The sequence below is a fragment of the Bradyrhizobium sp. ISRA464 genome (assembly GCF_029910095.1).
Taxonomy (GTDB): domain Bacteria; phylum Pseudomonadota; class Alphaproteobacteria; order Rhizobiales; family Xanthobacteraceae; genus Bradyrhizobium.
Map to the genome: position 1 here is coordinate 6,540,288 of NZ_CP094526.1, position 23,584 is coordinate 6,563,871.

Sequence of the window (23,584 nt, forward strand, 5' to 3'; positions counted from 1 at the left end):
TGCCTGCGAGTGAACCAAGTGATCCATTCCGTATTGCATTGTGACGGATGTTTCGGGTAGCATCGATGCTTTGGAGATGCCTTGGCATGGACGATCGGGATTTGCGTCAGCAACTGGTATCAGCGGGTACTGAAATTGTCGGAAGTCACGGAATGCTGTACCAATCCGAAGACACTGCTTCATATTTTGAGGATTGGAGGCGGCGCTATAAGGGCCGCGCATTGGCAGTGGCGCTGCCCAAGAGTGCAGAGCAAGTTGCTGCGCTTGTGAAGGTTTGCTGTGGGTTGGGCGTGTCGATCGTGCCGCAGGGGGGAAACACTGGCATGACAGGTGGTGCTATCCCTCTGGCAAATCGTCCCTCGATGATACTGAACGTTTCCAAATTGAACCGGGTTAGAGAGATCGATATTCAGAATAACTCCGTGATCGCTGAAGCTGGCTGCGTTCTCGGATCCCTCAGAGAAGTCGTAAAGAAGAAACAGCGTCAGTTTCCGATGCTTCTTGGAAGCGTTGGAAGCTGCCAAATAGGAGGACTTATTTCCACCAACGCCGGTGGAACCGGCGCCGTCAGGTATGGCAATATGCGCGATCTCGTCTTTGGATTGGAAGTTGTTTTGCCGGACGGTCGAATCTGGAACGGCTTGAAAGTGCTCCGAAAGGATAATTCGGGATACGACCTAAAACAACTATTCATCGGCGCCGAAGGAACGCTTGGGATTGTAACTGCAGCAGCCTTGAAGCTGTTTCCGTTGCCGACGAACAGCGGAACAGCAATGGCGTCATTCTCCCGCGTCTCAGCAGCCCTTGATCTCCTGACGTTGCTGACCGAACGAAGCGGCAGCAAAGTTGAAGCATTCGAGCTGATGTCCAGAGGACAGTTAGAAAATGTCCTTGCCCATTTGAACGAACGGTCCCCCTTGGATATCTCGTTCCCATGGTACGCGATAATCGAGCTTGCCGACAGCAACTTGAATTGGGAACTGTCTGAACTGCTCGAGCAGATTTTGGGCGAGGCGCTCGAACGGAACCAGATCGATGACGCGATCATAGCTTCCGACTTGTCGAAGGCTGAACGTATTTGGAGGCTTCGACATCATGTCTCTGAAGCCAATATGCATAAGGGCTTTTCAGTGGCTAACGACACGTCCGTTCCCATCTCAAAGCTGGAGACGTTCATCGAGCGTGTCGACGCGCGACTTAAGACCGAATTTCCTTTCGCGAATATCTATCATTGCGGACATATCGGAGACGGCAACATCCACGTCATCATCGTCTTTTGCAATCGCTTTTACGATACCGCTGCGAAGAAGGAGGCTGCTGCCGCGCGCGCCAACTTTATCGTTCATGAAACAAGTGTCGAATTGGGAGGAAGCATCAGCGCGGAGCATGGTATCGGCATGATGCATGTCAAAGAGCTTGAGAAATTTAAACCAAGGCTTGATATAGAAATGATGGCAAGCATCAAGCGAAGCCTCGACCCGCGAAACATAATGAATCCAGGCAAGATCTTGGCCTGCTAACGGCCAAGAGCAACATCGCTCCGATTATCAGTGGTGGGAATTCATCATTCCATCAACGCCAGTTTGACGTTGATGGCCACCGCAATCGGGAGACGGTGTGAAGAGCGGGCTCTCTCACGGTAGTGACAGCTTTGCAAAAGATTTTTCTTTCTGCTTTCTCGCAGTTTCAGCATGATGGACGGGCGCGTTCGCTAAGCTTATCCCGCTCTCTCTTCGACACCGGGGGAGAGTTGTCTTCAATAGAACTATTTTATGCTCAGCTACTTTGTATTCGGAAAAACCTGCAAAGGTTCAGGAGAGACGTTTCATGAGTAGATTGTTGGGCAAGGTGGCTATCATTACGGGCGGGGCGAGCGGGATCGGACGCGGGACCGTTGCTCTCTTTGTCAAAGAAGGCGCGTCAGTGGTTGTCGCCGATCTTCAGGATGACAAGGGAGAGCAGCTTGTCTCGGAATACGGTCGGAAAGTCAGCTATGTGCGGTGTGACGTAACCAGTGAGGCAGACGTCAAGGCGGCGATTGCTCACGCGACTGAGAGGTTCGGCAGGCTTGACTGCCTATTTAATAACGCCGGAGTTCCCGGATCGGGCGGACCAATCGCCGACACGCCGGTGGAGGAATTCGACTCTGTTGTTGCAGTCGGATTGCGTGGGGCATTCCTCGGGATCAAGCATGCGTCGCGGATTACGTGTGTACAGAAGTCTGGCTCTATTATTTCGACCGCCTCCGTAGCAGGTATCCGCGTCGGACTTGGGCCGCACGTATATAGCGCCGCAAAGGCTGCCGTGATCCAACTCACGAAATCGGCGGCGCTTGAACTTGGCGAGAGCAATGTGCGGGTTAATTGCATATGTCCTGGCGGTGTCGCTACTCCTATTTTCGGCAAGATGTTCGGGCTTGCAACGCAGATCGCCGACCAGACGGTCCCGGCGATGGAAATGGTGCTAGGCGTGACGCAGCCAATCCCCCGAGCGGGCAGCACGGAAGACATAGCTCGAGCGGCGTTATGGCTGGCGAGCGATGACTCCAGCTATGTTACCGGCCACGAACTTGTGGTTGACGGGGGAGCGGCGCTCGGGCGAAAGTGGTCTGAAATCCGAGGCGGACGTCAGATCATGATGGATGCTATGGGTATCAGCGAACGCAAGTAGCGCTTCGGACCGCGGCAGTGACACAAGTGTTCTGTAAAGCAGAACGAACAGTATATTTGACCGATGAGAGCTACTTGGCGAAGAAGCTCTTGAGGCGGCTCGCGATAGTCGACCGTTAAGAAGCCGAATTGAGCTGAGCTGGACAGTTGAGCGTGCGCCATAGCGCGACCGGCAACAGGCACAAAAGTTCTCTGAACCAGGCGAGGATGCGACGGAAGTTGTGGCCGACACCTGAGAGGACGACGTTGGCGGCATCGCCGGCGCGGCCTTTGAGGTAGCACCGGCCGAGGTGTCCTTCGGCTTTGAGGTGTCCGACGATGGACTCGATGGCGGAGCGGCGGCGCAGCTCGCGCTTGGTGGCGCCGATGACGCCGCGCTTCTGGCCGGAGATGAAGAGGCGGCGGGGATTTTGCGCGTCGTGGCCGCGGTAGCCCTTGTCGACATCAGCTCGCTCAATCGCACAGCCGGTGAGTGTCTCGGTACGGTCAAGGACGTCCCGCAAGATGTGACCGTCGTATGGGTTGTCGGGCAGCGACCTGGCGTGCAGCACGAACAGGCCGCCGGGAGCCCGGCGATTGTTGGTGACGATGGAGCCTTCACCCCGAATTCGTAAGGCGCGGCGGCCTTGCCCTTGCCGATGCACTCCACCTTCGGGGCATGGAAGGAATAAAGCTTGGAGCCGCGCTGGCGCTGTTGCTGCGAGCGGATCTGCGCGGCCCGGCCAAGCGGTAGAGCGAACGTGTCCTCCAGCGCTGGCTGGCCCTCGGTCTTGCAGCGGATGTCGCGGATGTTCCGACCCAGCCGGCTGCACAGGATGCGCAGCTGCCGCTGGCACCGGTTGAACTGTTTGGCATGAGCGTAATGGCCCGCCATCATCGCTGCGCCTTTGGCACGCGAGAGTAGGATTGCCGCGACCTGACTCCGCGCATCCTCGCCGGGCGATTCACCCCCGGATCGCTGCATGCAGCAGTTTGGGGTCGGTCGGAAAGCTAATCGCCTTCGGTTGCACTGTGGTGTCGACTGTGACCCGGCTGAGGTCCTGGCTACGTAACGCGCCGGCTTCGTGCGCCACCCGATGGCTCTCGGCCAACAACTGCTCCAGCTTGTCGCCGAGCCGCTCGCGCCAATGGCTCAGGTCTGAGCGCTCGTGCGGGAAAACGTGCCGGAAAAACTCTTCGCCGGTGAAGAACTGGAAGTACGGATCGTGGACCCAGCGCTCGCCCCCCATCAGCCCGTAAATGTGCTTGAGCAACAACGGCCCGATCATGAAGCGGGTCTCGATTCCTGGCCTGCCGCCCTCGCTGTAGAGCGGGGCGATCTCGCCGTCGATCCAGTCTCAATCGATCTTGCCGGCAAGCAGAACAAGCTCGTGCTTCATGTTGATGATCTGGTCCAGCCGGGCCGGAACAGATCGTTCGATCCCGTCGTCTTGTGCTTCTTCGGCCGCATCCTCCTCCCTCGATGCGCCACACAAGCACGGTTCACGGCGAAGGAGAATCCTCAAACGAATTTGCAAGGTTTGGGGCGCTCAAGCACCAAATCCCTGCAATCTCAAACGCCCGCAAATCCCAAAAACAGACTCCTGCCCAATCGCTTAGAGACTTGTTCACAGGCGACGCGATAATCTCCCTGAAATCAAACTGTTCGCTAGCGTGGCGATAAAACGCTCGATCAGTTGCTCGACAATAACTTACGCGCAAAAGGATGCGACGCTCATGACCGTTATTAGCAAGTCCTAAGCCGCTGGCAGCTCATCGTCAAGTTGTCATTAGACTGGCAGGATCATCCGTGTGCAGACCTGAGGGCTAGGAAGGGTAACAAACGTCGATCTAGAATGCGCACGCAAGCAGCGGTCGTCCCACAATTTTGAGACGACCGATCTGCCCGCAGCATAGTGCCTAGCTCTGACATCCAAGGTATGGTGTCTATCGAACCATCTCTCGCAAAGTACTCAAGATCGCGTCTGCCAAGGCATCGATGTGGTCCGCATTCATCGGCGTCGACAAATAACCATGCCCCTTAGTTGAGAGGATGAAGCCCCGCTCTAACATGCCGCGCTGTAGCAGCCGGGTTGCCTGAACTTCTTCAGGCAACTGGCGGACGCTGCGATAATCCCGAATGTCGCGTTGATTCATGTGAATTTGGAACATTGACCCAACGCCAGTGACTTGGCCCGGAAAGCGACTGTCTACGATAGCCTTGGTGATCACCGCTCGAGCACGTTCGCCCAGCGCCTCGAGATGATTGACTCTGTCCTTCGTCAACAGTTTTATCGCCGCAATTCCTGCTGTCAGGCCAATCGGATTAGCGGTGAAGGTGCCGCTTGAGGGATTGAGTGGCTTGCCCTTGCTGTGGTCGAATACTGACATCACTTCTTCTTTGCCAGCGACACACGCAACTGGAAAGCCGCCCCCGATAAGCTTCGCCGCGGTGGTCAGATCGGGTTCAAGTCCGAAACGCCCTTGACCACCGTTGTACCCGAGACGGATAGATATAACTTCATCGGCGATCAGGACTGCGCCGATTTCCTTCGTGACCCTGTGCAACATGTCGATGTATCGGGGCGACAGTGGCGCGAAGCCCAAGGTCGAGGGACACAGATCAATGAGAACTCCAGCCAGTTCGTCGGAATGCTCTCGAATGATGCGCTCGGATGCTTCTACCTGATTGAAGGGGAGGACCACTACGTCTTCCAGCACGCCGCGCGGCGTGCCGCGCGTGTAGGGCACTGATTGCGGCTCATTACCCCAGTTAGCAGGTGAGGAATCTAGGCTTACTTCGGCAAAATCGTACATGCCGTGATAGGCCCCCTCGAGCTTGGCGATCTTGGGTCGGCCGGTGTAGGCGCGCGCAGCCTTCAACGCCAGCATGACTGCTTCCGTACCGGTGTTGCAGTAGCGCACCTTCTCGAAGCTCGCGATGCGTTCGCACAGGATCTCCGCAAGCTCGACTTCGAGCCGAGTAGGAAGCGCAAAGCATGTACCGTTATTCACCGCAGCACAAACGGCATCAACGATCGTCGGATGCGCGTGCCCGTGAATCAAGGACGCAAAATTGTTGACAAAATCGATGCGAACCGTGCCGTCCTCGTCGGTGACATGCACCCCGGAGCCGGACTTAGCGTAAAGGGGAAATGGCTCGCTCCAGATCGTAAGTCTACTAATGCCTCCCGGCAAGACATCGAGCGCACGACGGTAAAGCTGCGCGGAGTTGGAAGATGGATCCGACCATTTGGTCATGCACGAGGCCTCCGTTCGGTTCTTGGTTGATGCTGCACCTCTGCGACTCCAGAGTGCCGCAGCTCGGGCAGATTCACGCTGGACTATAAACGAACATTCGTTAATGTACCATGACACAGGCTGTACGCAGCGTACGGAACTCATGCTTGCACAACTGGCCCGATGAGGCACAGCTGTGCGCCGATAATTGTCTAGGGGAAAGCGCTTCATGGGATACCGCGTTTCGGTTGATACGGGTGGGACCTTCACGGACGTGGTTGTTGCCGACGCGAACGGTAATCATACGGTCGGCAAGGCACTCACCACGCACGACCGCATATTTGAGGGAATGAGAAAGGCACTAGCGGCAGCTGCAGAGGAGCTGGGCTTCGGACTTGAGGATCTGCTCAGCCAATCGGAGCTCCTAATCTACGGCACCACACGCTCAACAAATGCCATCGTCACGCGCAAAGTAGCGAAGACAGCCTTTCTTACGACGAAAGGCTTTCCTGACACTCTAGTGCTGAAGGAGGGCGGCAAGTATAACCCGCACGACTTCAGCGTCGCGTATCCCGAACCTTACATTCCACGACGCTATACGTTCGAGATCACCGAACGTGTTAGTTCGGAGGGCGAGGTTCTAGTGCCGCTTGATCCCGAACAGGCGGTCGAAATATTGCGTACACTTAAGCACCGCAATTTTGAGGCGGTGGCTGTGAGCTTTTTGTGGTCGATCACCAATCCAGTCAACGAGCAGGCGATGGGCGAACTCATCGAGACGGTATTGCCGGGCATTCCCTACACACTCTCTCACAGGCTGATTCCGATCGTACGTGAATATCGTCGCGCCTCAGCAACCGCGATTGATGCCTCGTTGAAGCCGTTGATGCAGACCCATCTCAAGGAGATGGAAGAAGACCTACGCGCTGCGGGATATCACGGCGAAATACTGGTGAGCACCAGTGTGGGCGGCTGCATGCATGTCGCCGAAGTCATCGAGAAGCCGATCCATACCGCAAAATCCGGGCCGGCCATGGCGCCGGTCGCCGGGCTCACTTACTCAGAGATGGAGGGGTTGGGCAACAATGTCGTCGTTTGCGACACTGGTGGCACAACCTTTGACGTCGGATTGGTGCGCGACGGCCGCCTTGTCTACAGTCGCGAAACATGGCTCGGACCGCAGTGGACCGGCCATCTGCTGAGCATTTCGTCGGTTGACGTGCGCAGTGTTGGAGCTGGCGGCGGGTCCATCGCCTGGATCGATTCGGGTGGTCTACTCCGCATCGGGCCACATAGCGCTGGCTCGGATCCTGGTCCCGCCTGCTACGGTGCTGGGGGGCAGCAGCCAACAGTGACAGATGCCGCCGTGGTGCTGGGCTATCTCGACCCAGAATTCTTCCTTGGCGGACGTATGAAGCTTGACGTGAACGCGGCGCATCGCGTGATTGGTGATCTCGCCAAAAGGATGAACAAAACGACGGAAGAGACCGCCTATTCAGTGATCCAGCTGAGCAGTGAATTGATGATCAAAGCGGTAAACGAGATCACTGTGAGAGAAGGGTTCAATCCGAGGGAGAGTACTTTGGTCGCTGGCGGCGGGGCGGCCGGGCTCAACATTATCCCGATCGCTGCTGAGCTTGGGTGCGAGAAGATCGTGGTGCCGAAGACGGCAGGTGCGCTGAGCGCTTGTGGCATGCAGTTCTCGGACATCGTCGCGGAGCATACGGCAAGCTACGTCACCCTCTCACGAAGATTTAATTTCGAAGCTGTCAATGCTGCTCTGCAAAACATTGACGACGAGCTCCATCGTTTTCTAGCGACGCTAGCGGGAAAGGGCTTCGAGAACCATAAGATCGAATACTTTGTGGAGGCGCGCTACCAATTCCAAGTATGGGAGCTTGACACGGCCCTGCCCGTGAGGAGGTTCTGCGACAAGGCCGATGTCGAAGCTCTCGTGAACGCGTTCCATGAAGTGCACGAGCGAGTGTTTGCCGTTTACGACGAAGATAGCCAACTCGAATGCCTGAATTGGAAAGGTCGGCTGACTGTACGGCTCCCGAATTCGGTTAGGAGGGACGGCGTGAAATCCAAGGCGGTCCGTACGGGTGAACCGTTCGCCCGTCGTCGTGTGTACTTCAGTGAGACCGGTAGCGTTGAAGCACCGATCTATAAAGGTTCAAACCTGGCGCGCGGCAATCGCATTACCGGGCCTGCGATCATCGAAGAACCGACGACCACCATCGTCATCTATCCTCTGGCCACCGCACGGGTGAGCGACTCGGACAACTATATTCTGGAACGGAATTGACGGGAGCAGCGGAGATTCTCTATGTCAGCAATCGGCAATGCCAAGACCAGCCCAGCGTTTGACCCAGTCCTCACCTCGGTGATGGCCAATCGTCTGGACGGCATAATTCGCGAAATGTCTAACACGATGCTTCGCACCGCGCGCTCGGCGGTGATCAACATGGCCCGTGATTTCTCGTGTGCCATCACTACTGGCGACAATCAGCTGCTGTCGTCGGCGGAAGGTTTGCCTGTCCACATCTTCGGCTCGCACCTGCAAAGTGCCGCGATGACCGCCCTACACAAGGATCTTGCCAAGGGCGATGCCTTCCTGCACAACGATCCATATCTAGGCAATACTCACCCTGCCGATCATACCATCCTCGTGCCGGTGTTCTTCGAGGGCGAGCATCTATTCACCGCTTGTGCGAAGGCCCATCAGGCCGACATCGGTAATAGCATTCCTACGACCTACCATGCCGCAGCGAAGGACGTATATGAGGAAGGCTCCCTAATCTTTCCCTGCGTACGCGTGCAGCGGAATTATCAGACTATCGGCGACATCGTGCGCATGTGTCGAAGCCGTATCCGAGTGGCTGAGCAGTGGCACGGCGATTTCCTCGCCGGCATCGGCTCGGCCCGCATCGGCGAACGGCGGCTGATGGATTTTTGTGCAAAGTACGGCAAGGAAACAGTTAAGGCATTCATTCGCACGTGGCTGGATTATTCCGAAGAACGAATGACCCAAGCTGTCCGCAAGTTGCCCAGGGCGCGCTTGGTGAACGAAGGGCGTTACGACCCGTTCTTGCCGTTGTTGCCGGAAGGCATCCCTCTTAAGGTTGTGGTAGACATCAATCCTGACGCTGGCGTGATCGAGCTCGATCTGCGCGACAACATCGATTGCGTCGACTGCGGCCTTAACCAATCGGAGGCATGCACCATCAACAATGCGCTCACCGGCGTGTTCAATTGTATAGAGTCCGATATTCCCCACAATTCCGGCTCATTCAGACGGCTGAAGCTGCTGCTGCGCGAGAACTGTGTCGTCGGGATCCCGCAGTTTCCGCATAGCTGCTCTGTGGCGACGACGAACGTCGGCGATCGCTTGGTAAATATTACGCAGAGCGCCTTCGCCCAACTGGGGGATGGCTACGGCTTGTCCGAAGGAGGCGAATCGGGAGGTGCGGGCTGCGCTGTGGTCTCGGGTACCGACTACCGGCATGCTAACAGCGCCTACATCAACCAGCTTTGCATCGGAAGTAATGGTGGCCCGGCGAATCCCAAATGTGATGGCTGGGTTACCTACGGGTTTCCCGTGGTGGGCGGGCTCATGTACCGCGATTCAGTTGAGATCGACGAACTTAAGCACCCCATCCAGTTTGATGAGCTGCGGTTGGTGCCCGGCACCGGGGGCGCAGGTCGCTTCCGCGGCGCTCCCGGCGCTGAAGTCGTCTACGGTCCCAGAAACAGCGAAATGACGGTCGCAGCTACAAGCGATGGTCAGGAAAACCCACCTAGGGGAATGCAGGGCGGTTGGGACGGAAGGCCGGCGGCGATGTTTCATGTGAGTGCCGAAGGCGGTGAGACCAAGTTGCCCAGCGTCATCAAACTCGTATTGAAACCTGGCGAAAAGATTCGCAGTGTAGACAACGGGGGTGGCGGCTACGGAAATCCATTGGAGCGCGACCCCAAACGTGTGCTGCATGATATCTTGGAAAACTGGGAAACCATGGAGCGCGCGTACGACGTCTACGGCGTAGTATTGACTGGCTCCGCCGCCGATGAATCACTAGTCGTCGACATGGTCGCCACTCATGCGCGGCGTGTCGAGCTCGCGGCCATTCGCAACATCTGAGCACAGCACAGCGAACGGTGGTGCAAGAAGCAATATGATGAGCAGGTCAACTGAAGTTCGGCGCGGGAAATCTTGCCTGTGTCCTGCTCATCGTACGCGCCTTGGTTTCCGGCTAGCTCTGTCTCGATGGTATTGCAAGGTGCCCTCCCCTTGTGGAGCAAAGAGGGGTTTCGCTCCTCATGGCATCGCTGCTGGCGTAGCGCCTCAGGCTTAGATCATTTTCGTATTTGCCTTTCGCGCTTATCATCTTTTGAGCTTGCTGGTGCGACTTGAGCCCCATAGGATGAGCGCTGTTATGGTCTTTGGCATTACATTCACCGGCCAAAAATCCTCCTCGCCTCAAGCTAGAGCAGTCCCCGATCAGGTTGGTTGGTATCCAGCGGCGGCGAAGTAGTTGGCGCATTCGTGCGGCGTGAAGCGGTCGAGGCGGTGTCCGATTGCGTTCCACAAGCCTTCGACGCTCTGCGGCGGCGCGCAGCAGCGCTTTCAGCTTGGCGAAGGCGTTCTCTATCGGATTGAAGTCGGGACTGTAGGGGCGGCAGATAGAGGAGTTTTGCGCCAGCAGCTTCGATCGCTGCGGGCACGCCTGCGCCTTTGTGGCTGCCGAGATTGTCCATGACGACGATGTCGCCTTCCCGCAATTCTGGAACGAGCACGTGATCGACATAGGCCCGGAAGGCGAGGCCATTGATGGGCCCATCGAGTACCATCGGTGCGACCATACCCGACAGGCGCAGGCCTGCAACGAAGGTCGTTGTCTTCCGGTGGCCGTGCGGAATGGAGACCCGCAGCCGCTCGCCGCAGGGTGCGCGCCCGCGCGCGCGCGCCATGTTGGTCGATGCCCATGGGTGAGTAGGCCGGGCGATTTCCGTCCCCTGCCTCTCGCAGAACGGTGCGTGAGCCTCTCGGTTCACACCGCTCCCGTCAGTTGAACGTGGCCGTTCCGAACAACTTCCAGCGTACGAACAGCTCCGCATTGTCCCGAGCCAGCTTTCGCAAGAACAGCGAAGCACCGGTTTTGTGGAGCCGGAAGCGCTTGTACTTTCGCATGATCCACCCCTTCAGCTTCTGATTGACGTAGTCGACCAGGGAGAACAGCGCTGAACGGCTGAATCGACCGTAATAACCTATCCACCCCCGGAGGAGCGGATTGATCTGTTGGGCAATCTCAGCCAGCGTCCCCGGCGTTTGCCGGGGAATGTGCAAGCTTCGGATCGTTGCTCGCATGGCCTTCAAAGCTGTCGGACTGAGCGCCGGGGTGTATCCACAAAAGAATCCCTTCCGTTGTGACGTTGCCACCTGCCGCGAAAGTCAAACTTGACCCTTGGATACGTTCGCCGACGCCTGTTGTCCTTTGCAATAGACGATCTGCGTCTTTGTCAGGTGCATCTGAAGTCCGCACACCTCCAACCTCGCTTGAAGCTCCGCCCTAATGGCCTCTGCTTCGTCCGGCTGTGCACCAGTCCGTCGTCAGCATATCGACACCAAGGGAGGTCGGGATGTGTCCGCGCCATCCAGAGATCGAACGTATAATGCAGGAACAGGTTGACTAGTATTGGGCTGATGACGCCCCCTTGCGAGGTTGCGCAGCTCCGCTCAACAAGCTCCCCGTCCTTTTCAATTGACGCCATCAGCTACCTTTCGATGTAGAGCAGCGCCCATCTGCATTGTACGTGTTTCCAGACCGCCTTCAGCAGAAGATCATGCGGAAGATTGTCAAACAGCCCTTTGATGTCGAACTCCAGAACCCAATCATATTTCCAGCACCGCTGACGCGTGACCCCCACGGCGTCCGGAGCCGATTTTCCTGGCCTGTATCCGTAGGAGTCCTGCAGAAAGATGGATTCCAGTTCGGGCTCATCATCTGTTTGACCACCATCTGCGCGATCCGATCGCAGATAGTGGGCACACCTAAAATCCTTTCGCCGCCAGTCTTCTTTGGAATGGAGACAGCACGCACCGGTGGTGGAAAGTAGGTCCCTGACGACATGCGATTCCAGATCTAGTAGAGATCCCCTGCAAGATCTGTCTCGAACATCTCCAAGGTTCGTCCGTCCACGCCGGCCGCTCCGCGATTAGATTTGACCGCCTTGTACGCTTCGTACACTCGCCGCTTATCTATCGAGAACGGCTTGTTTGTCGCACTGTTCGAAGTCATCCTGTTTCCAAATGGTTCAAGAGTGCCGATTCCGAGGTGATGGTGCGCACCGTACCGACTTGATGGCGCGCAGCGTTCCGAAATGATCGCGCGCAGCATTCCGAGCATTGTCCGCGCAGCATTCCGATTTGATCGCGCGCAGTTTCGGATGGTGTGAGGCCCGATCGTTGGGCCATTTCTCCGGCTGGAAGCAGCTGGTAGGATTGGATGCCGACGAGAAGGGTTATCATGCGCCAGGTGCGCGAGATTGTGAGGCTGAGCCTTGAGGCTGGGCTCTCGACGCGCGTGGTTGGCGAGCGCGTCGGCATCGGGCCGACGACGGTACGTGACACACTGAAGCGGTTTGCGCGCGCGGGCCTGGTATGGCCAGTCCCGGAAGCGATAAGCGACGCCGAGCTGGAGCAACGGCTGTACGGGGTGCCCGGCGTGAAGCCGGGTCGCCGCAAGGTGGCAGAGCCTGACTGGTCCGTTATTGCCCGCGAGCTCAAGCGCAAGCATGTGACCTTGCAGGTGCTGTGGGACGAGTACATTGCAGAGCATCCGGACGTGCACCGGTACAGCCGCTTCTGTGACTTGTTCCACAACTGGGAAGGCCGGCTGCCGCTGGTGATGCGCCAGCACCACGGCGGGGCTAGAAATTGTTTGTCGACTATGCCGACGACACAGTGCCGGTGGTTGACCGTAAGACTGGCGAGGTGCGTGACGCGCACATCTTCGTCGCGGTCATGGGCGCATCCAGCCTGTCGTTCGCGCTGGCGACGTGGACCGAGCAGCTCGGCGACTGGATCGCGGGACATAACGCGGCCTACAGCTTTTTTGGCGGCGCGACCCAACTGCTGGTGCCCGACAACGCCAAGGTCGCGGTGATCAAGGCCTGCCTCTATGACCCTATGGACAACCGCAGCTACAGCGATATGGCGCAGCATTACGGCGATTTTGCCGGCACGGCCGCGTCGCCCGAGAGATAAGGCGAAAGTTGAGGCCTGCGTCGGAATCATCGAGCGCTGGCTGCTGGGGCGGCTGCGCAACCGGACCTTTTACAGCTTGGCCGAGCTCAACGGTGCGATCGCCGAGTGGCTGGCCAAGCTCAATGACGGACGGGTGCTGCGCCAGTATGGCCGCCAGCTGTTCGAGGAAATTGATGCGCCGAATCTTAAGCCGCTACCCGGCGAACCGTGGGTCCATGCCGAATGGCGTCGCTGCCGGGTCGGGCTCGACTATCACGTCGAGATCGAACGATACTACTACTCGGTGCCCTATCGCTTCGTCCGTCGCGAGGTAGAAGCGCGGATCTGTGCGCGAACGATTTAAATCTTCCTGGGGGCGAGCGTATCGCCGCGCACATGCGCGGCAGCGGCAACGGGCGGCACACGACGATCAGCGCCCACATGCCTTCCAGCCACCGGCGCTATGGCAAGTGGACGCCGGCAAAGATCCGCAGCGAGGCAACCCGGATCGGCCCGATGCCGCGCTTGCTGGTCGACCGGATCATCGAGGATCGGCCGCATCCCGAACAGGGTTATCGTTCGTGCCTGGGGATCATCCGGCTTGAGAAGCGCTTTGGCGCCGAGCGCCTCGAGGCGGCCGCGCTGCGCGCGATTGAGATCCAGGCTCGCAACTACCCAAGCGTCAAATCGATCCTCGAGAAGGGGCTGGATCGTGTTGCAACGCCCGCGTCCCCCGAGGGCGAGCCGATCATACACAACAACATCAGAGGCTCGGACTATTACCACTAATAGGGAAGAAAATGCTGACACACCCCACGCTCCACTTGCTTACCCAGCTCGGCCTTACCGGCATGGCCGAAGCTTTTAAGAGCCTCGCCGACAACGAGGAGGTCCATGGTCTCGCTCACGCCGAATGGTTGGCGTTGCTGCTGGACCATGAAGCGACCTGGCGTAACAACCGGCGCCTGGCGCTTCGTCTTCGCAAGGCAAAGCTGCGTCATCATGCGTGCCCGAGGATATCGACTACCGCGCCCCCCGTGGGCTCGACCGCCGCTTGTTCGACATGCTGCTCAAGGGAGACTGGATCAAGAACCACGAGAATTGCGCCGTTGTCGGGCCGACTGGCGTCGGGAAAAGCTGGCTTGGCTGTGCGCTTGGTCACAAGGCCTGCCGGGACAACCACTCTGTACTTTACACCCGGCTGCCGCGGTTGTTCGAACTGGACCTTGCCCGGGGCGACGGCCGACTCGCCTCGCGGATGAAGAGCATCGCCGCCGTCGAGCTCCTGATTTTGGACGATTGGGGCCTCCAGGCCATCGACGCCAATGCCCGGCATCATCTGCTCGAAATCCTCGAAGACCGCTACGGCCGTCGATCAACACTCGTCACCAGCCAGCTTCCAATTGCCAAATGGCATGAGCTCATAAATGACCCAACTTACGCTGATGCCATACTTGATCGGTTGCTTCACAACGCTCACAGGCTCGAACTGAACGGTGACTCCATGCGTCGCCCGCCGGTTCTTCCTCAGCCTTGATTACATCGTCGGCCCGATGAAGACCGGGACTGCAGCCCGCGAAGCTGACCGGCCGCTACGGCACTGTCGGGGGTGCGCGTCCAGTCAGCTTCGCTCCATCGAGCGACACCAGACGTGATCTCTTCGGCGGCCGCTTGACCACGGGCTACCGATAGTGCCAATTGCCTTTAACGATCGGGGCTCACATGCGCGCGATCAGATTGGAATGCTGCGCGGCATCGGATTGGAATAGCTGCGCGCGATCATCGGAATCCGCACAAGAGTACGACGACCTGACCCGATCCCTTCTCCGACCCATTACAGGGCCCTCAACGCTCCTACGGATCGGTCCGCCCCAGTCTCTTGCATCGGAACTCTCACCTCACGGTTGGCGCCGCTTGCGCTTTTCCCTTGGCATCAAGAGCCTGGTTCCTGCAGTTCCGCGCGAAAGCCTGTGTCCGACTCGCGCCCTCTCTACGCCGGTCGCCGCCCGCCCGGTCCTCAGGCATCTGGCGGACTTGTCCCAGGATGACGAGACGGTCCTGGTTTTGACGATACTTGGATTCATAACGACGCGTCCTCGGAGGGTTCACTTTCGTTCGTCTTTCGGACACTCACCTGCTCGGTTTGATCCGAACTTTTGATCCGATGCTCACCACCACGGCTCCTTACCGCAGCAGCTCGGACTGGTTTGAGACCCGCTCCTGAAAGCCGATCTCGGAGGGCCTGCCCCCATCTTTCCCGCAGCTTCACCACCGCTCTTAGTTCATGTTGAACTTCTTCCGCTGTCTGCAGCACGCTCTCTTCAATGAAGATGAGCTTGTCAGGATCGAGGCCAATCTGGCCATCGCCCCATTCTTCTCGCCTCTTCAGGACCTCCGGCCGCTCCTGCTCGGCGGCGTGTGCGGCCTTTTTTTGAGCGTGATCTTGCGACGCTGGAAGAAGCGAGACAACGCGGAGGCGCTGAACGTATGTCCATCGGCGGCAACGCTGCCTTCAATTCCTCCAATGTGCTGTCGGGCTCAGCCGCAATCAGCGCGAGGATGCGTTCAGGCTGCGCCTCGATCGCCTGCGAGCGTCGATCGCCGCCTTGTGGCTTCGGCGTCACCTCGCCGGTCTCGCGCGCTTGTGTTACCCATCTGATCGCGCTCGACACGTCCACTCGAAAGTGCGCTGCGGCCTCCCGACAGGACATGCTGTCCGCGACGGCTCCAACTACACGCTTGCGGAGATCAATCGAAAGAGGTGGCGCCGTGCCTGCCGGCCTCCTTCGCCAGCAGGCAGTTTGAATCAGAACCGGCGTGATTTGGGAATCCCAAATGCTTCAATCCGGTCGGGAACCGCCCTAGTGCGAGTTTGGCCTTGGCGCTCCATAGCTTCGGCGCATGAAGGTATCTCTCCGTCGGCTTTCAACTACCCACATCTTCTGGGTGACCCGATAGCGATGAAGGCGATATCTTGCAACTTGGTCAGACGTCGCCAAACAACGATGTTTCCTGGAGGATGATCACGTGTGCGGGCGAGATAGCCGCCGAGCATGGTGATCTGCAAAAGGTAAGTTGCGAGCGTTCGGCGAAGGATGCGCGGTTTGGAACGCGCCGCATCTATGCGGTCGAGTGTTTCAATCTCCGCGGGGGTAAGGACAGTCTCGGGTCTCGCATCCGGTTGAGCGCGCGCGGACATAGTGATCCAAAAAATGCGCCAGCTGACAACCGTAATGAGAGCGAGAAGCTTCACCAGCCGCTCGGTGGTCTGCAATCTCGCGTCCTCTGCACGGCAACCAGATTCATGATCTTATGGAACATCTCGACCTTCCAGCGCAAGGCGTACCAGTCGAGCTTTTCGACGGCGGCTGCCAGATCGTCGACAGGCAAATTGGTCACGAGCTTCCAGTCGATCGGGTCACGATTCGAAGGCGGATCGACATCCAAAACATAAATATAGATGAGCGTTTGTAGCGCGTAGCGCTTTTGCTTGCCGATAGGCGGCAATGTTTTCACCGAGGCGAACTTGATCTGCAGGAAAGCAGTTTCGCCATCTTGACCGCCAGTCGCGACTCGGTGGCGGCCGGACCAAGGGACCGCGGCAACTTGAGCGAAGACGCGATGGGCCGCATTCGTCGGCGAGGGACTCGACGGTGGCTCGGCGAGCCGATTGGTCTGAACGCGCACAAGAAACCGTGCCCCGAGAACCTGCGCCAGGCAAAAAAAGTTCGTAGATATCGCTTTCGCGATCGCCAATGTGCACACAGCGCTCGGGCGAGCCCAGAAGCGCGATGGACTGACGCAAATTCTCGAGCCAGCAATAACTTTCTTTGGTCTCGATCGGCACGCGCGTTTGGTTCAGGAGCCGCCTGAGCGCAGCCGTTGCTTTGAACTTGCTGCGGGTCCATAACTTCACCGCCGACAGGCCGAGTGGAGTCCCGCTGGTGGTGACGACCAGACTCGAATGCATCAACACGCCGCACAAGTTGCAGGCGGTGGGTTGTCCGGCTTTATAGCGCCCAGCATTGATGGTCTTTGTGTAGCCGATCTTGCCGGGCGACTCGCGACTGTAGGTGAACTCGGTCGTATCCTGCAGGATCAGGACAGGCCCTTCGCTGGCCTTGAAACGCGCTGCAGTCGCAGCGAAATGTCCCGCCATCATGCCGTGTTCGGTGACGCGCGGATTTTCGAAAATCTATGGCCGCCTTCGTCGCAGCCCAGTCGCCGCACGCCGCCGGAACCGGCTTACCCGGCGCGGCGGAAAGCTGTCCAGCAACCGTCGTAAACGACGTTGCAAACGCTTATCGGGAAGACTCGCCGCCGCAACCTCGGCATCTTGCCAGCCGGCCGGGCCGGACTCCGATCCAACATTCATCCATGACGCCCTAGTGATTCGGCGTCATGGACAGAATCACGCCAGATTCAGACTGGGCAAGCCCGCTCGAAGTTGTGGGTAATTGAAAGCCGGCGAAGGCCGCCTTGTGTAGTTTGCGAGGCGGCCTGAGGCATCGCGCAGACGAGGGCGCTGTGCCGGCAGATGTTTGACACCGAAGGGCGCGTTGGACAACGCGCGTCATGGGCGGTGAATACTCCCCAATTATGGGCATCGAAAATTCCCTACCTGGCATCCCAGCCTGAAGGGGCCGCGGCGCGTAGGCCCCACATATCGGAGCGCTGCGGACCCAAGTATATCGCCCGCGGTCTCGAACCACCCGCCTACGGGCCACGGCAGGCTGGTCGGCCTGGCAAGCTCGCGTCCAGTCAGCTTCGCTCCATCGAGCGACACCAGACGTGATCTCTTCATCGGACCACGGGCTACCGATAGTGCCAATTGCCTTTAACGATCGGGCGCTTCATATGCGCGCGATCAGATTGGCATAGTTGCGCGCGATCATCGGAATCCGCATCCGCCTTTATCGCGACCGACTTCGCCCAAGACAAAGCCGAAGCGGCCAGGGCTCAGTGGCGCAAGGTCGCCGACCAGCTCCGCCCCAAGCTGCCCAAACGCCCAAGCTCGCCGCCTTCATGGATGAAGCCGAAGCCGACGTGTTCGCCGACATGAGCTTCCCGGCTCAGTACCGGGCCAAATCGCGCCGTTGCAGAATGTTTTCGACCGGGATCTCGAGGCCCTCGAAAACCAGCTCGCGATGGCCGTCATGCTCGTCCAGCCCCATGGTCGCGATGCGCCGGTCGATCTTCCAGCCGGGCTGGTCGCGGTCGAACCGTCAGCCGTTGCGCGGATAGTGTGAGGTACGCGCGAGCAGGATGAAATGCCTCTCCTCCGCCCCTGTTGGGAACCATTTGCAGCCGCGGATCACGTACCCGTCGCCCTTTCTCGTCGCCGTGTCAGCATCATCGAAATGTCGGAGCCGCTGCCCGGATGCGGCTCGGTCATCACAAAGGCTGAACGCACTTTGCCTGCGACGATGGGCGCGATCCAACACTCCTTCTCTCGGCCGGCGTCGCCGCCATCTCCAGCACCGTCATGTTGCCGTTGTTAGGGGCCACCAATTGAAGACCAAAGGGCCTCATAGCCCTTCGGCCCGCGCCTACGCGCTCAGTTCGTTGGCAAGGTCGAGCCGGATGTTGTCATGCGCGTCGTAGTTTGCGGGGTTCGCCTTCAGCGGCAGCAAGCGGTCCTTGACGAAGCGGACGATGCGGGCGCGGAAATCCTCCACGCGCGGCGAAACCATGAAATCCATGTCGTTTCCTTGCTCGGTGTTGCCTAGTTCAAAGGCTCTAGACGAGGTGGCCGCCATCGACCGCGAGCGATGCGCCGGTGATGTAGCGGCCTACGTCGTAGGCGAACAGCAGCAACGCGCCGTCGAGATCCTCCGGCCTGTCAAGCCGGCGCTGCCGAATGCGCTTGACGAGGGCCTTGCCCGATTCGCTCTCGAAGAAGTCGCGGTTGAGGTCGGTTTCGATGTAGCCGGGACACAGCGCGTTGACACGGATGCCATAGCGTCCACTCCAGTGCGAGAGCCTCCGTGAGCCGAACCACGCCCGCCTTCGACGCGGCGTAAGAGGAGACATTGCCGGCGACGCGGTGCCCCAGAATGGAGGCAACATTGACGATCGAACCGCCGCTGCCCTCGGCGTTCATTCCTCTTGCAGCCACCTGCGCGAGACCAGAAACACATCCTTGAGATTGGTGTCGATCACGCGGTCAAAGTCTAAGGCCGTCATCTCGAGCGCCGGCTTCGCTTCCGAGACCCCAGCATTGTGGACGAGGATGTCCGGCGCGCCGCCGGTTTCCGTAAAGGCTGCAGCAATGGATTCCGAATCGGTGACGTCGAGAGCGACGGCGGACAGCTTTCCGTCCGCGCGGGCGATCTCGGCGCAGACCTCGTCCAGTGCATCGAGCTGGCGCGCGCGCCAGAACCACGGTTGCCGGCCGAGTCCAGCGGACGCGCCGGTGACGGGAGCGGTCTTGCCGTCGAGTCTGTCGACCATTAGAGTGTTTCGCTCCTCATAGCACCGCTGCCGCCATAGCGCCTCAGGCTTGGATCGCTTTCGTATTTTCCTTTCGTCGCTTGCACCTTTCGAGCTTACTGATGCGACTTGACGTCTCCATAGGATGAGCGCTGATTATGGCCTTGAGCATACTAATCGTCGGCCAAAAAGCTCTCTCTTTTGGCAGTGCGAATTCCGGCCTCTGGCCCTCTCCATAGCTTCGGTGCCATTAAAGACATCTCCATGTGATGTTATTCTTGGAGTCCGTTCCCGTGGCCGGCCCAGTGTGATTCTCGCAGCTAAATCACCCTGCGGTAGGCCGCCATCCGCTAATGTCTTGCTGTGGGGACGGCTCGGCATCTACATCTGCATGACCATCAGGCACGGCGCTGCTAGTCACCGCGAGAGAAAAGATCGCGCGGCTGCTGGGCGGCAACCCCGAACCTTAGGCGGATCTGTTCCAGCCGGCGCAGCGGAGGCGAGAGCTCAAAGCCCCTCATCAGGCCCTGAGGCCGAAAAATCAGAATCAGCGCCATGGCGATCCCGAGTCCGATCTCCGCTGATCCTTGCGGCAACGCGAACTTCTCGCTGGCTATGACGATACCATCCTCCAGTGTACGCAGGCTTTCGATAATCAGCGTGACCGCGACGCTGCCAATAACTGCGCCGGTCAGGCTGCCGATGCCGCCAACGACCAGCATCGCCAGAGTGGTGAAGGTCAGCCCCATGTAGAACATGTCAGGCGTCAGGAAGCCCAGGAACTGCGCATACAAACTGCCTCCGGCCCCAATCAGGAAGGCACTGATGACGAAAGCGATGAGCCGAACCTTGACTACGTCGACGGCCGAGGCCTTGGCGGCAATCTCGTCGTCACGCGAGGCACGCAGCATTAGGCCGAAATGCGATCGCTGAAACACGCTGGCCACGACGATCGCCAGGCAAGCAAAGGCGAGGGCGCCCCAGGGGCCGCCGAGTGTGGGAATACCCAAGATCGAGCTGGTGGCACCCGTGACTGACGTCCAATTCGAATAGACGCTATTGACCACGACGAGAAACGCGAAAGTGGCGATCGACGCACCAATTCCCGAAAGCCGGAGCACGACATAACCGAACAAAAACGCCACCGCCGCCGACAACGACGACGCCATAACTATGGGAAGCGGAAACGGGTACGTGCGCTCCTTCAGAAAGTTTGGCAGACCCTGCAGCATGATCTGTTTCCAGTTCGGTTCGGAGGTGGCCCACGCGGTGGCGTAGGCTCCGATACACATGAAGCCGATCTGACCGAACGAGAAGATTCCCGAATTTCCTATGAAGACGTACATGGCAACGACGATGCCGAGGTGTATCAGCATCGCAGTCAGCGTTACGCGCAACGATTCGCCGCCCACCAACTGAACGCCGACGACACAGATTACCAGTCCGAGGGACAGGCAAGCGGGCAGCCATACTTCATCGATCAAATGGCGAAAGGTAATGATCATGGTGCGCCCACTCAAACGCGTTGTGCTAGCGCCTTGGTCGGGACGATCCCGGCCGGTCGCACTAGCAGGACAAGTATCACCACTCCGAACACGAACGCGTCGCGGAACGACCTCAGATCGTCCGGCAGATATGCCTGGAGCATGACGGCTAAGAACCCGACGGCAAAGCCGCCCACAACGGCGCCGACCAGGCTGCCCATGCCGCCGACGACCGTGGCGATGAACGCATAGAGCATAAGCGGCACGCCCAGGGCGCTGGTTAACGTGCCAGTCTGGCTGATGTATAGCAATGATACAGCCGCCGCCAGAATGCCGGACAGAGCGAACGCCACGCCGATGGCAATATTAGCTTTGACGCCAAGATAGCGCGCCATCTGGAAGTCCTCCGCCGCAGCGCGGATCTGGACGCCATATGGTGTCCGCTTGAGGAACGCTGTGAGCGCCAACATCAACAGTAGCGTGACGCCGATTGTCACCAGCTGGATCTGGGGGACGTGGATCGGGCCGATGGTAATGGATTTTCCGAGAGCCGACCAAAGGTCGATTCCCTTGGGCCGTGCGCCGAAGATCACCAGGATCGAATGTTGGATAACATAACTTACCGATGAGGACGCGATCATCAACGTTGGCGCATTTGCCCGCCGTAGCGGGCTAAACACGAGCCTGTCGGACACCAGAGCAGTGATTACGACGACAGCGCATACGGCCAGAACCATGAAAAGAAGCGGCAAGCTACCAATGCCCATAACTGCTGTTTCATTGCGCGACGGTACAATGAGGGCGAAGGCGCCGATCGTTATGAAATCTCCGTGCGCCAAGTTGATGAGCCGCAGTATACCGAACAAAAGGCCAATTCCCAGCGCGGCCAAGGCATAGAGACTACCGAGGCTCAGGGCATCGACGACATTTTGAATAAATCCGATCACTGGCTGCTCCCACTCGCGGTCGCCGGCTGTACCGGCTGAGCATTGAACCCAAAATAGGCATTCATGATCGCCTTGCCGTCCTGCAGGTTGGCAGCGCTGTCGCTCAGCTGAATCTCACCATTGCGCAACACGTAGACGTGATCGGCGAACCTGAGGATACGTTCGGACGATTGCTCGTTGATCAGCAATGTGAGCCCTTTGCGTCGCCGAAGATCGAGAAGCAGCTCGTACACTTGGTCGACGATGATCGGCGCTAGTCCCAGAGAGGGCTCATCCATCATCAGCATACGAGCGTTAGTAAGCAAGGCACGACAAATGACCAGCATCTGCTGCTCACCACCCGAAAGGCGGCCGGCCGGCTGGTGGATACGCTCGCGCAATCGTGGGAACAACTCGAGGACCCCTTTCAGCTCCTTGGCGGCTTCTCGACGATCGCGGCGCTGATACGTGCCGATTAATAGATTCTCCTCGACCGTCAGGGTACCAAAGACGTGCCTCCCCTCTGGGACAAGAGCCAATCCGCGGCGCGAGATCGCCTCTGGCATTAGGCTGGACGTAGTCTCTCCCTTCCAACGAACGGCGCCTGCATGGATTGGGACGCCACCGGCAATAGCTGCAAGCGCCGTCGACTTGCCAGCGCCATTGGGGCCCAAGACGCATACTACCTGTCCTTCGTCGACCCTCAGCGATACGCCGCGCAACGCCGTTAGCTGACCATATCGAACGCTCAGACCTTCCACTTCAAGCATCATATCTATTTCGGCCGTATGTTGCCGGTCCCAAGATAGGCGTTGATGACGGCTGTGTTAGTTTGGATCTCAGTCGGTGTCCCTTCGGCAATAGTGCGTCCGCCGTCGAGAACATGAATCCTATCGCAGACGCCCATAACCACGCGCATGTTGTGCTCGACAAGCAAGACTCCACACGCGAAGCTCCCAGGGATCTGCGAGATCGCCCTCATCAGTTCATCACACTCGGCGTTCGTCATCCCAGCTGCTGGTTCGTCTAACAGCACGAACGCTGGCGCCACCACTAGAGCGCGCGCGATTCCCACGCGGCGCTCATCGGTGTATGGCAGCGTGCCGGCGACTATATGCGCTTTGTCAGCTAGACCGAAGTAACCTAGTATATCCAGTGCCAAGCGACGCGATACTTGGCGGCTTCGCCCTAGACCGGCCGCCGTCACCTCAACATTTTCTAGAACCGTCATTTCGCGGAATAGCCGGCCCGCCTGGAAGGTCCGACAGATACCCGCCTTGCGATAACGCTCAGGGCTCCAGGCCGAAGTGACCAACTCGCCGACCCTTATCTCACCGCTGCTCGGCTCCTGGAAGCCAGTGAAACAGTTCACCATCGTGGTCTTCCCAGCACCGTTCGGTCCAATCAGACCGAGTATCTCGCGACGCTCAAGCCGCAGACTGACATTCCCAAGAGCGGTGAGGCCGCCGAACGCCACCGTGACGTCATGAGCGACCAAATCGGCGATTTCGGATTGCTTTGCCATAATGCCCGCTGCCGTCTCCGTCGCGGAGGAGACGGCGAATAGCAAAGCGCGCCCCAGCGTTGCCATTCGCCCATCCGCCACGT

The 23,584-nt window shown here is 58.6% G+C and carries 17 protein-coding genes and 6 pseudogenes; 7 read left to right on the top strand and 16 right to left on the bottom strand.

Going from position 1 to position 23,584, the window contains the following annotated elements:
* Positions 1–86 precede the first annotated feature (86 nt).
* Both MTX19_RS30515 and MTX19_RS30520 read left to right on the top strand, forming a co-directional pair.
* Entirely contained in the window at positions 87–1,520 is a 1,434-nt protein-coding gene (locus MTX19_RS30515; RefSeq protein ID WP_280980599.1) for an FAD-binding oxidoreductase, read from the top strand.
* 307 nt (positions 1,521–1,827) lie between these two features.
* The gene (locus MTX19_RS30520) at positions 1,828–2,670 is read left to right on the top strand and encodes a glucose 1-dehydrogenase (RefSeq protein ID WP_280980600.1); all 843 of its coding nucleotides are present in this window, start codon (positions 1,828–1,830) and stop codon (positions 2,668–2,670) included.
* Between the two features lie 115 nt (positions 2,671–2,785).
* On the opposite strand, the pseudogene MTX19_RS30525 reads toward MTX19_RS30520, so the two are convergent.
* Together MTX19_RS30525 and MTX19_RS30530 are read right to left on the bottom strand one after the other, a co-directional pair.
* Positions 2,786–4,119, bottom strand: a pseudogene (locus MTX19_RS30525) (IS5 family transposase).
* Positions 4,120–4,595: 476 nt separating this feature from the next.
* Positions 4,596–5,909: an aspartate aminotransferase family protein gene (locus MTX19_RS30530; protein ID WP_280980601.1), complete on the bottom strand. Its 1,314-nt coding sequence runs from the start codon at positions 5,907–5,909 to the stop codon at positions 4,596–4,598.
* A 208-nt stretch (positions 5,910–6,117) separates the two neighbouring features.
* On the opposite strand from MTX19_RS30530, the gene MTX19_RS30535 reads away from it, so the two are divergent.
* Positions 6,118–8,196, top strand: a complete 2,079-nt coding sequence (locus MTX19_RS30535) for a hydantoinase/oxoprolinase family protein (protein ID WP_280980602.1) — start codon at positions 6,118–6,120, stop codon at positions 8,194–8,196.
* Positions 8,197–8,217: 21 nt separating this feature from the next.
* On the top strand, positions 8,218–10,029 hold the full coding sequence (locus tag MTX19_RS30540) for a hydantoinase B/oxoprolinase family protein (protein ID WP_280980603.1): 1,812 nt from the start codon (positions 8,218–8,220) through the stop codon (positions 10,027–10,029).
* 344 nt (positions 10,030–10,373) lie between these two features.
* Here the strand turns inward: MTX19_RS30540 and MTX19_RS30545 are convergent, their stop codons facing one another.
* The 3 genes and pseudogenes from MTX19_RS30545 to MTX19_RS30555 form a co-directional block, all read right to left on the bottom strand.
* Positions 10,374–10,859 (bottom strand): transposase, encoded by a 486-nt coding sequence (locus MTX19_RS30545; RefSeq protein ID WP_280980604.1) that lies wholly within the window; start codon positions 10,857–10,859, stop codon positions 10,374–10,376.
* Between the two features lie 94 nt (positions 10,860–10,953).
* Entirely contained in the window at positions 10,954–11,256 is a 303-nt protein-coding gene (locus MTX19_RS30550) for a group II intron maturase-specific domain-containing protein (protein ID WP_280980605.1), read from the bottom strand.
* A gap of 152 nt (positions 11,257–11,408) precedes the next feature.
* A pseudogene (locus tag MTX19_RS30555) lies at positions 11,409–11,816 on the bottom strand (reverse transcriptase domain-containing protein).
* A gap of 599 nt (positions 11,817–12,415) precedes the next feature.
* Between MTX19_RS30555 and istA the strand changes: the two are divergent.
* Together istA and istB are read left to right on the top strand one after the other, a co-directional pair.
* A pseudogene (gene istA / locus MTX19_RS30560) lies at positions 12,416–13,923 on the top strand (IS21 family transposase).
* Positions 13,924–13,934: 11 nt separating this feature from the next.
* Positions 13,935–14,671, top strand: a pseudogene (gene istB, locus MTX19_RS30565) (IS21-like element helper ATPase IstB).
* A 1,392-nt stretch (positions 14,672–16,063) separates the two neighbouring features.
* Here the strand turns inward: istB and MTX19_RS30570 are convergent.
* The 4 genes and pseudogenes from MTX19_RS30570 to MTX19_RS30585 all read right to left on the bottom strand — a co-directional run bounded on the left by MTX19_RS30570 (position 16,064) and on the right by MTX19_RS30585 (position 17,509).
* Positions 16,064–16,408 (bottom strand): hypothetical protein, encoded by a 345-nt coding sequence (locus tag MTX19_RS30570; protein ID WP_280985612.1) that lies wholly within the window; start codon positions 16,406–16,408, stop codon positions 16,064–16,066.
* Complete coding sequence (locus MTX19_RS30575) at positions 16,384–16,890, bottom strand: hypothetical protein (protein ID WP_280985607.1); 507 nt, start codon at positions 16,888–16,890, stop codon at positions 16,384–16,386. The genes MTX19_RS30570 and MTX19_RS30575 overlap by 25 nt, the downstream gene beginning before the upstream one ends.
* Before the next feature lie 254 nt (positions 16,891–17,144).
* A pseudogene (locus MTX19_RS30580) lies at positions 17,145–17,370 on the bottom strand (hypothetical protein); the annotation flags it as partial.
* Positions 17,330–17,509, bottom strand: coding sequence for a transposase DNA-binding-containing protein (locus MTX19_RS30585; RefSeq protein ID WP_280985613.1), 180 nt, complete (start codon positions 17,507–17,509; stop codon positions 17,330–17,332). The gene MTX19_RS30585 and the pseudogene MTX19_RS30580, both read right to left, overlap by 41 nt.
* A gap of 531 nt (positions 17,510–18,040) precedes the next feature.
* On the opposite strand from MTX19_RS30585, the pseudogene MTX19_RS30590 reads away from it, so the two are divergent.
* A pseudogene (locus MTX19_RS30590) lies at positions 18,041–18,222 on the top strand (IS256 family transposase); the annotation flags it as partial.
* Positions 18,223–18,683: 461 nt separating this feature from the next.
* Here the strand turns inward: MTX19_RS30590 and MTX19_RS30595 are convergent.
* From MTX19_RS30595 to MTX19_RS30625, 7 genes are all read right to left on the bottom strand, one after another.
* The gene (locus MTX19_RS30595) at positions 18,684–18,836 is read right to left on the bottom strand and encodes a hypothetical protein (RefSeq protein ID WP_280980608.1); all 153 of its coding nucleotides are present in this window, start codon (positions 18,834–18,836) and stop codon (positions 18,684–18,686) included.
* A 140-nt stretch (positions 18,837–18,976) separates the two neighbouring features.
* The gene (locus MTX19_RS30600; RefSeq protein ID WP_280980609.1) at positions 18,977–19,237 is read right to left on the bottom strand and encodes an SDR family NAD(P)-dependent oxidoreductase; all 261 of its coding nucleotides are present in this window, start codon (positions 19,235–19,237) and stop codon (positions 18,977–18,979) included.
* Positions 19,234–19,587: an SDR family NAD(P)-dependent oxidoreductase gene (locus MTX19_RS30605; RefSeq protein WP_280980610.1), complete on the bottom strand. Its 354-nt coding sequence runs from the start codon at positions 19,585–19,587 to the stop codon at positions 19,234–19,236. Before MTX19_RS30605 ends, MTX19_RS30600 begins: the two co-directional genes overlap by 4 nt.
* Positions 19,588–19,979: 392 nt before the next feature.
* Complete coding sequence (locus MTX19_RS30610) at positions 19,980–21,071, bottom strand: branched-chain amino acid ABC transporter permease (protein WP_280980611.1); 1,092 nt, start codon at positions 21,069–21,071, stop codon at positions 19,980–19,982.
* A gap of 11 nt (positions 21,072–21,082) precedes the next feature.
* On the bottom strand, positions 21,083–21,997 hold the full coding sequence (locus MTX19_RS30615; RefSeq protein WP_280980612.1) for a branched-chain amino acid ABC transporter permease: 915 nt from the start codon (positions 21,995–21,997) through the stop codon (positions 21,083–21,085).
* Positions 21,994–22,749 (bottom strand): ABC transporter ATP-binding protein, encoded by a 756-nt coding sequence (locus MTX19_RS30620; protein WP_348638224.1) that lies wholly within the window; start codon positions 22,747–22,749, stop codon positions 21,994–21,996. Before MTX19_RS30620 ends, MTX19_RS30615 begins: the two co-directional genes overlap by 4 nt.
* 2 nt (positions 22,750–22,751) lie before the next feature.
* Positions 22,752–23,567, bottom strand: coding sequence for an ABC transporter ATP-binding protein (locus tag MTX19_RS30625; protein WP_280980613.1), 816 nt, complete (start codon positions 23,565–23,567; stop codon positions 22,752–22,754).
* Between the last annotated feature and the right edge of the window lie 17 nt (positions 23,568–23,584).

Excerpts from the sequence above, each read along its gene's own strand:
- MTX19_RS30520 (WP_280980600.1), top strand. The coding sequence starts at position 1,828 with ATGAGTAGATTGTTGGGCAAGGTGGCTATCATTACGGGCGGGGCGAGC.
- MTX19_RS30600 (WP_280980609.1), bottom strand. The coding sequence starts at position 19,237 with ATGAACGCCGAGGGCAGCGGCGGTTCGATCGTCAATGTTGCCTCCATT.
- MTX19_RS30620 (WP_348638224.1), bottom strand. The coding sequence starts at position 22,749 with ATGATGCTTGAAGTGGAAGGTCTGAGCGTTCGATATGGTCAGCTAACG.
- MTX19_RS30625 (WP_280980613.1), bottom strand. The coding sequence starts at position 23,567 with ATGGCAACGCTGGGGCGCGCTTTGCTATTCGCCGTCTCCTCCGCGACG.
- MTX19_RS30610 (WP_280980611.1), bottom strand. The coding sequence starts at position 21,071 with ATGATCATTACCTTTCGCCATTTGATCGATGAAGTATGGCTGCCCGCT.
- MTX19_RS30530 (WP_280980601.1), bottom strand. The coding sequence starts at position 5,909 with ATGACCAAATGGTCGGATCCATCTTCCAACTCCGCGCAGCTTTACCGT.
- MTX19_RS30605 (WP_280980610.1), bottom strand. The coding sequence starts at position 19,587 with ATGGTCGACAGACTCGACGGCAAGACCGCTCCCGTCACCGGCGCGTCC.
- MTX19_RS30550 (WP_280980605.1), bottom strand. The coding sequence starts at position 11,256 with ATGCGAGCAACGATCCGAAGCTTGCACATTCCCCGGCAAACGCCGGGG.
- MTX19_RS30535 (WP_280980602.1), top strand. The coding sequence starts at position 6,118 with ATGGGATACCGCGTTTCGGTTGATACGGGTGGGACCTTCACGGACGTG.
- MTX19_RS30545 (WP_280980604.1), bottom strand. The coding sequence starts at position 10,859 with ATGGCGCGCGCGCGCGGGCGCGCACCCTGCGGCGAGCGGCTGCGGGTC.
- MTX19_RS30515 (WP_280980599.1), top strand. The coding sequence starts at position 87 with ATGGACGATCGGGATTTGCGTCAGCAACTGGTATCAGCGGGTACTGAA.
- MTX19_RS30595 (WP_280980608.1), bottom strand. The coding sequence starts at position 18,836 with ATGGATTTCATGGTTTCGCCGCGCGTGGAGGATTTCCGCGCCCGCATC.
- MTX19_RS30540 (WP_280980603.1), top strand. The coding sequence starts at position 8,218 with ATGTCAGCAATCGGCAATGCCAAGACCAGCCCAGCGTTTGACCCAGTC.
- MTX19_RS30585 (WP_280985613.1), bottom strand. The coding sequence starts at position 17,509 with ATGAATGTTGGATCGGAGTCCGGCCCGGCCGGCTGGCAAGATGCCGAG.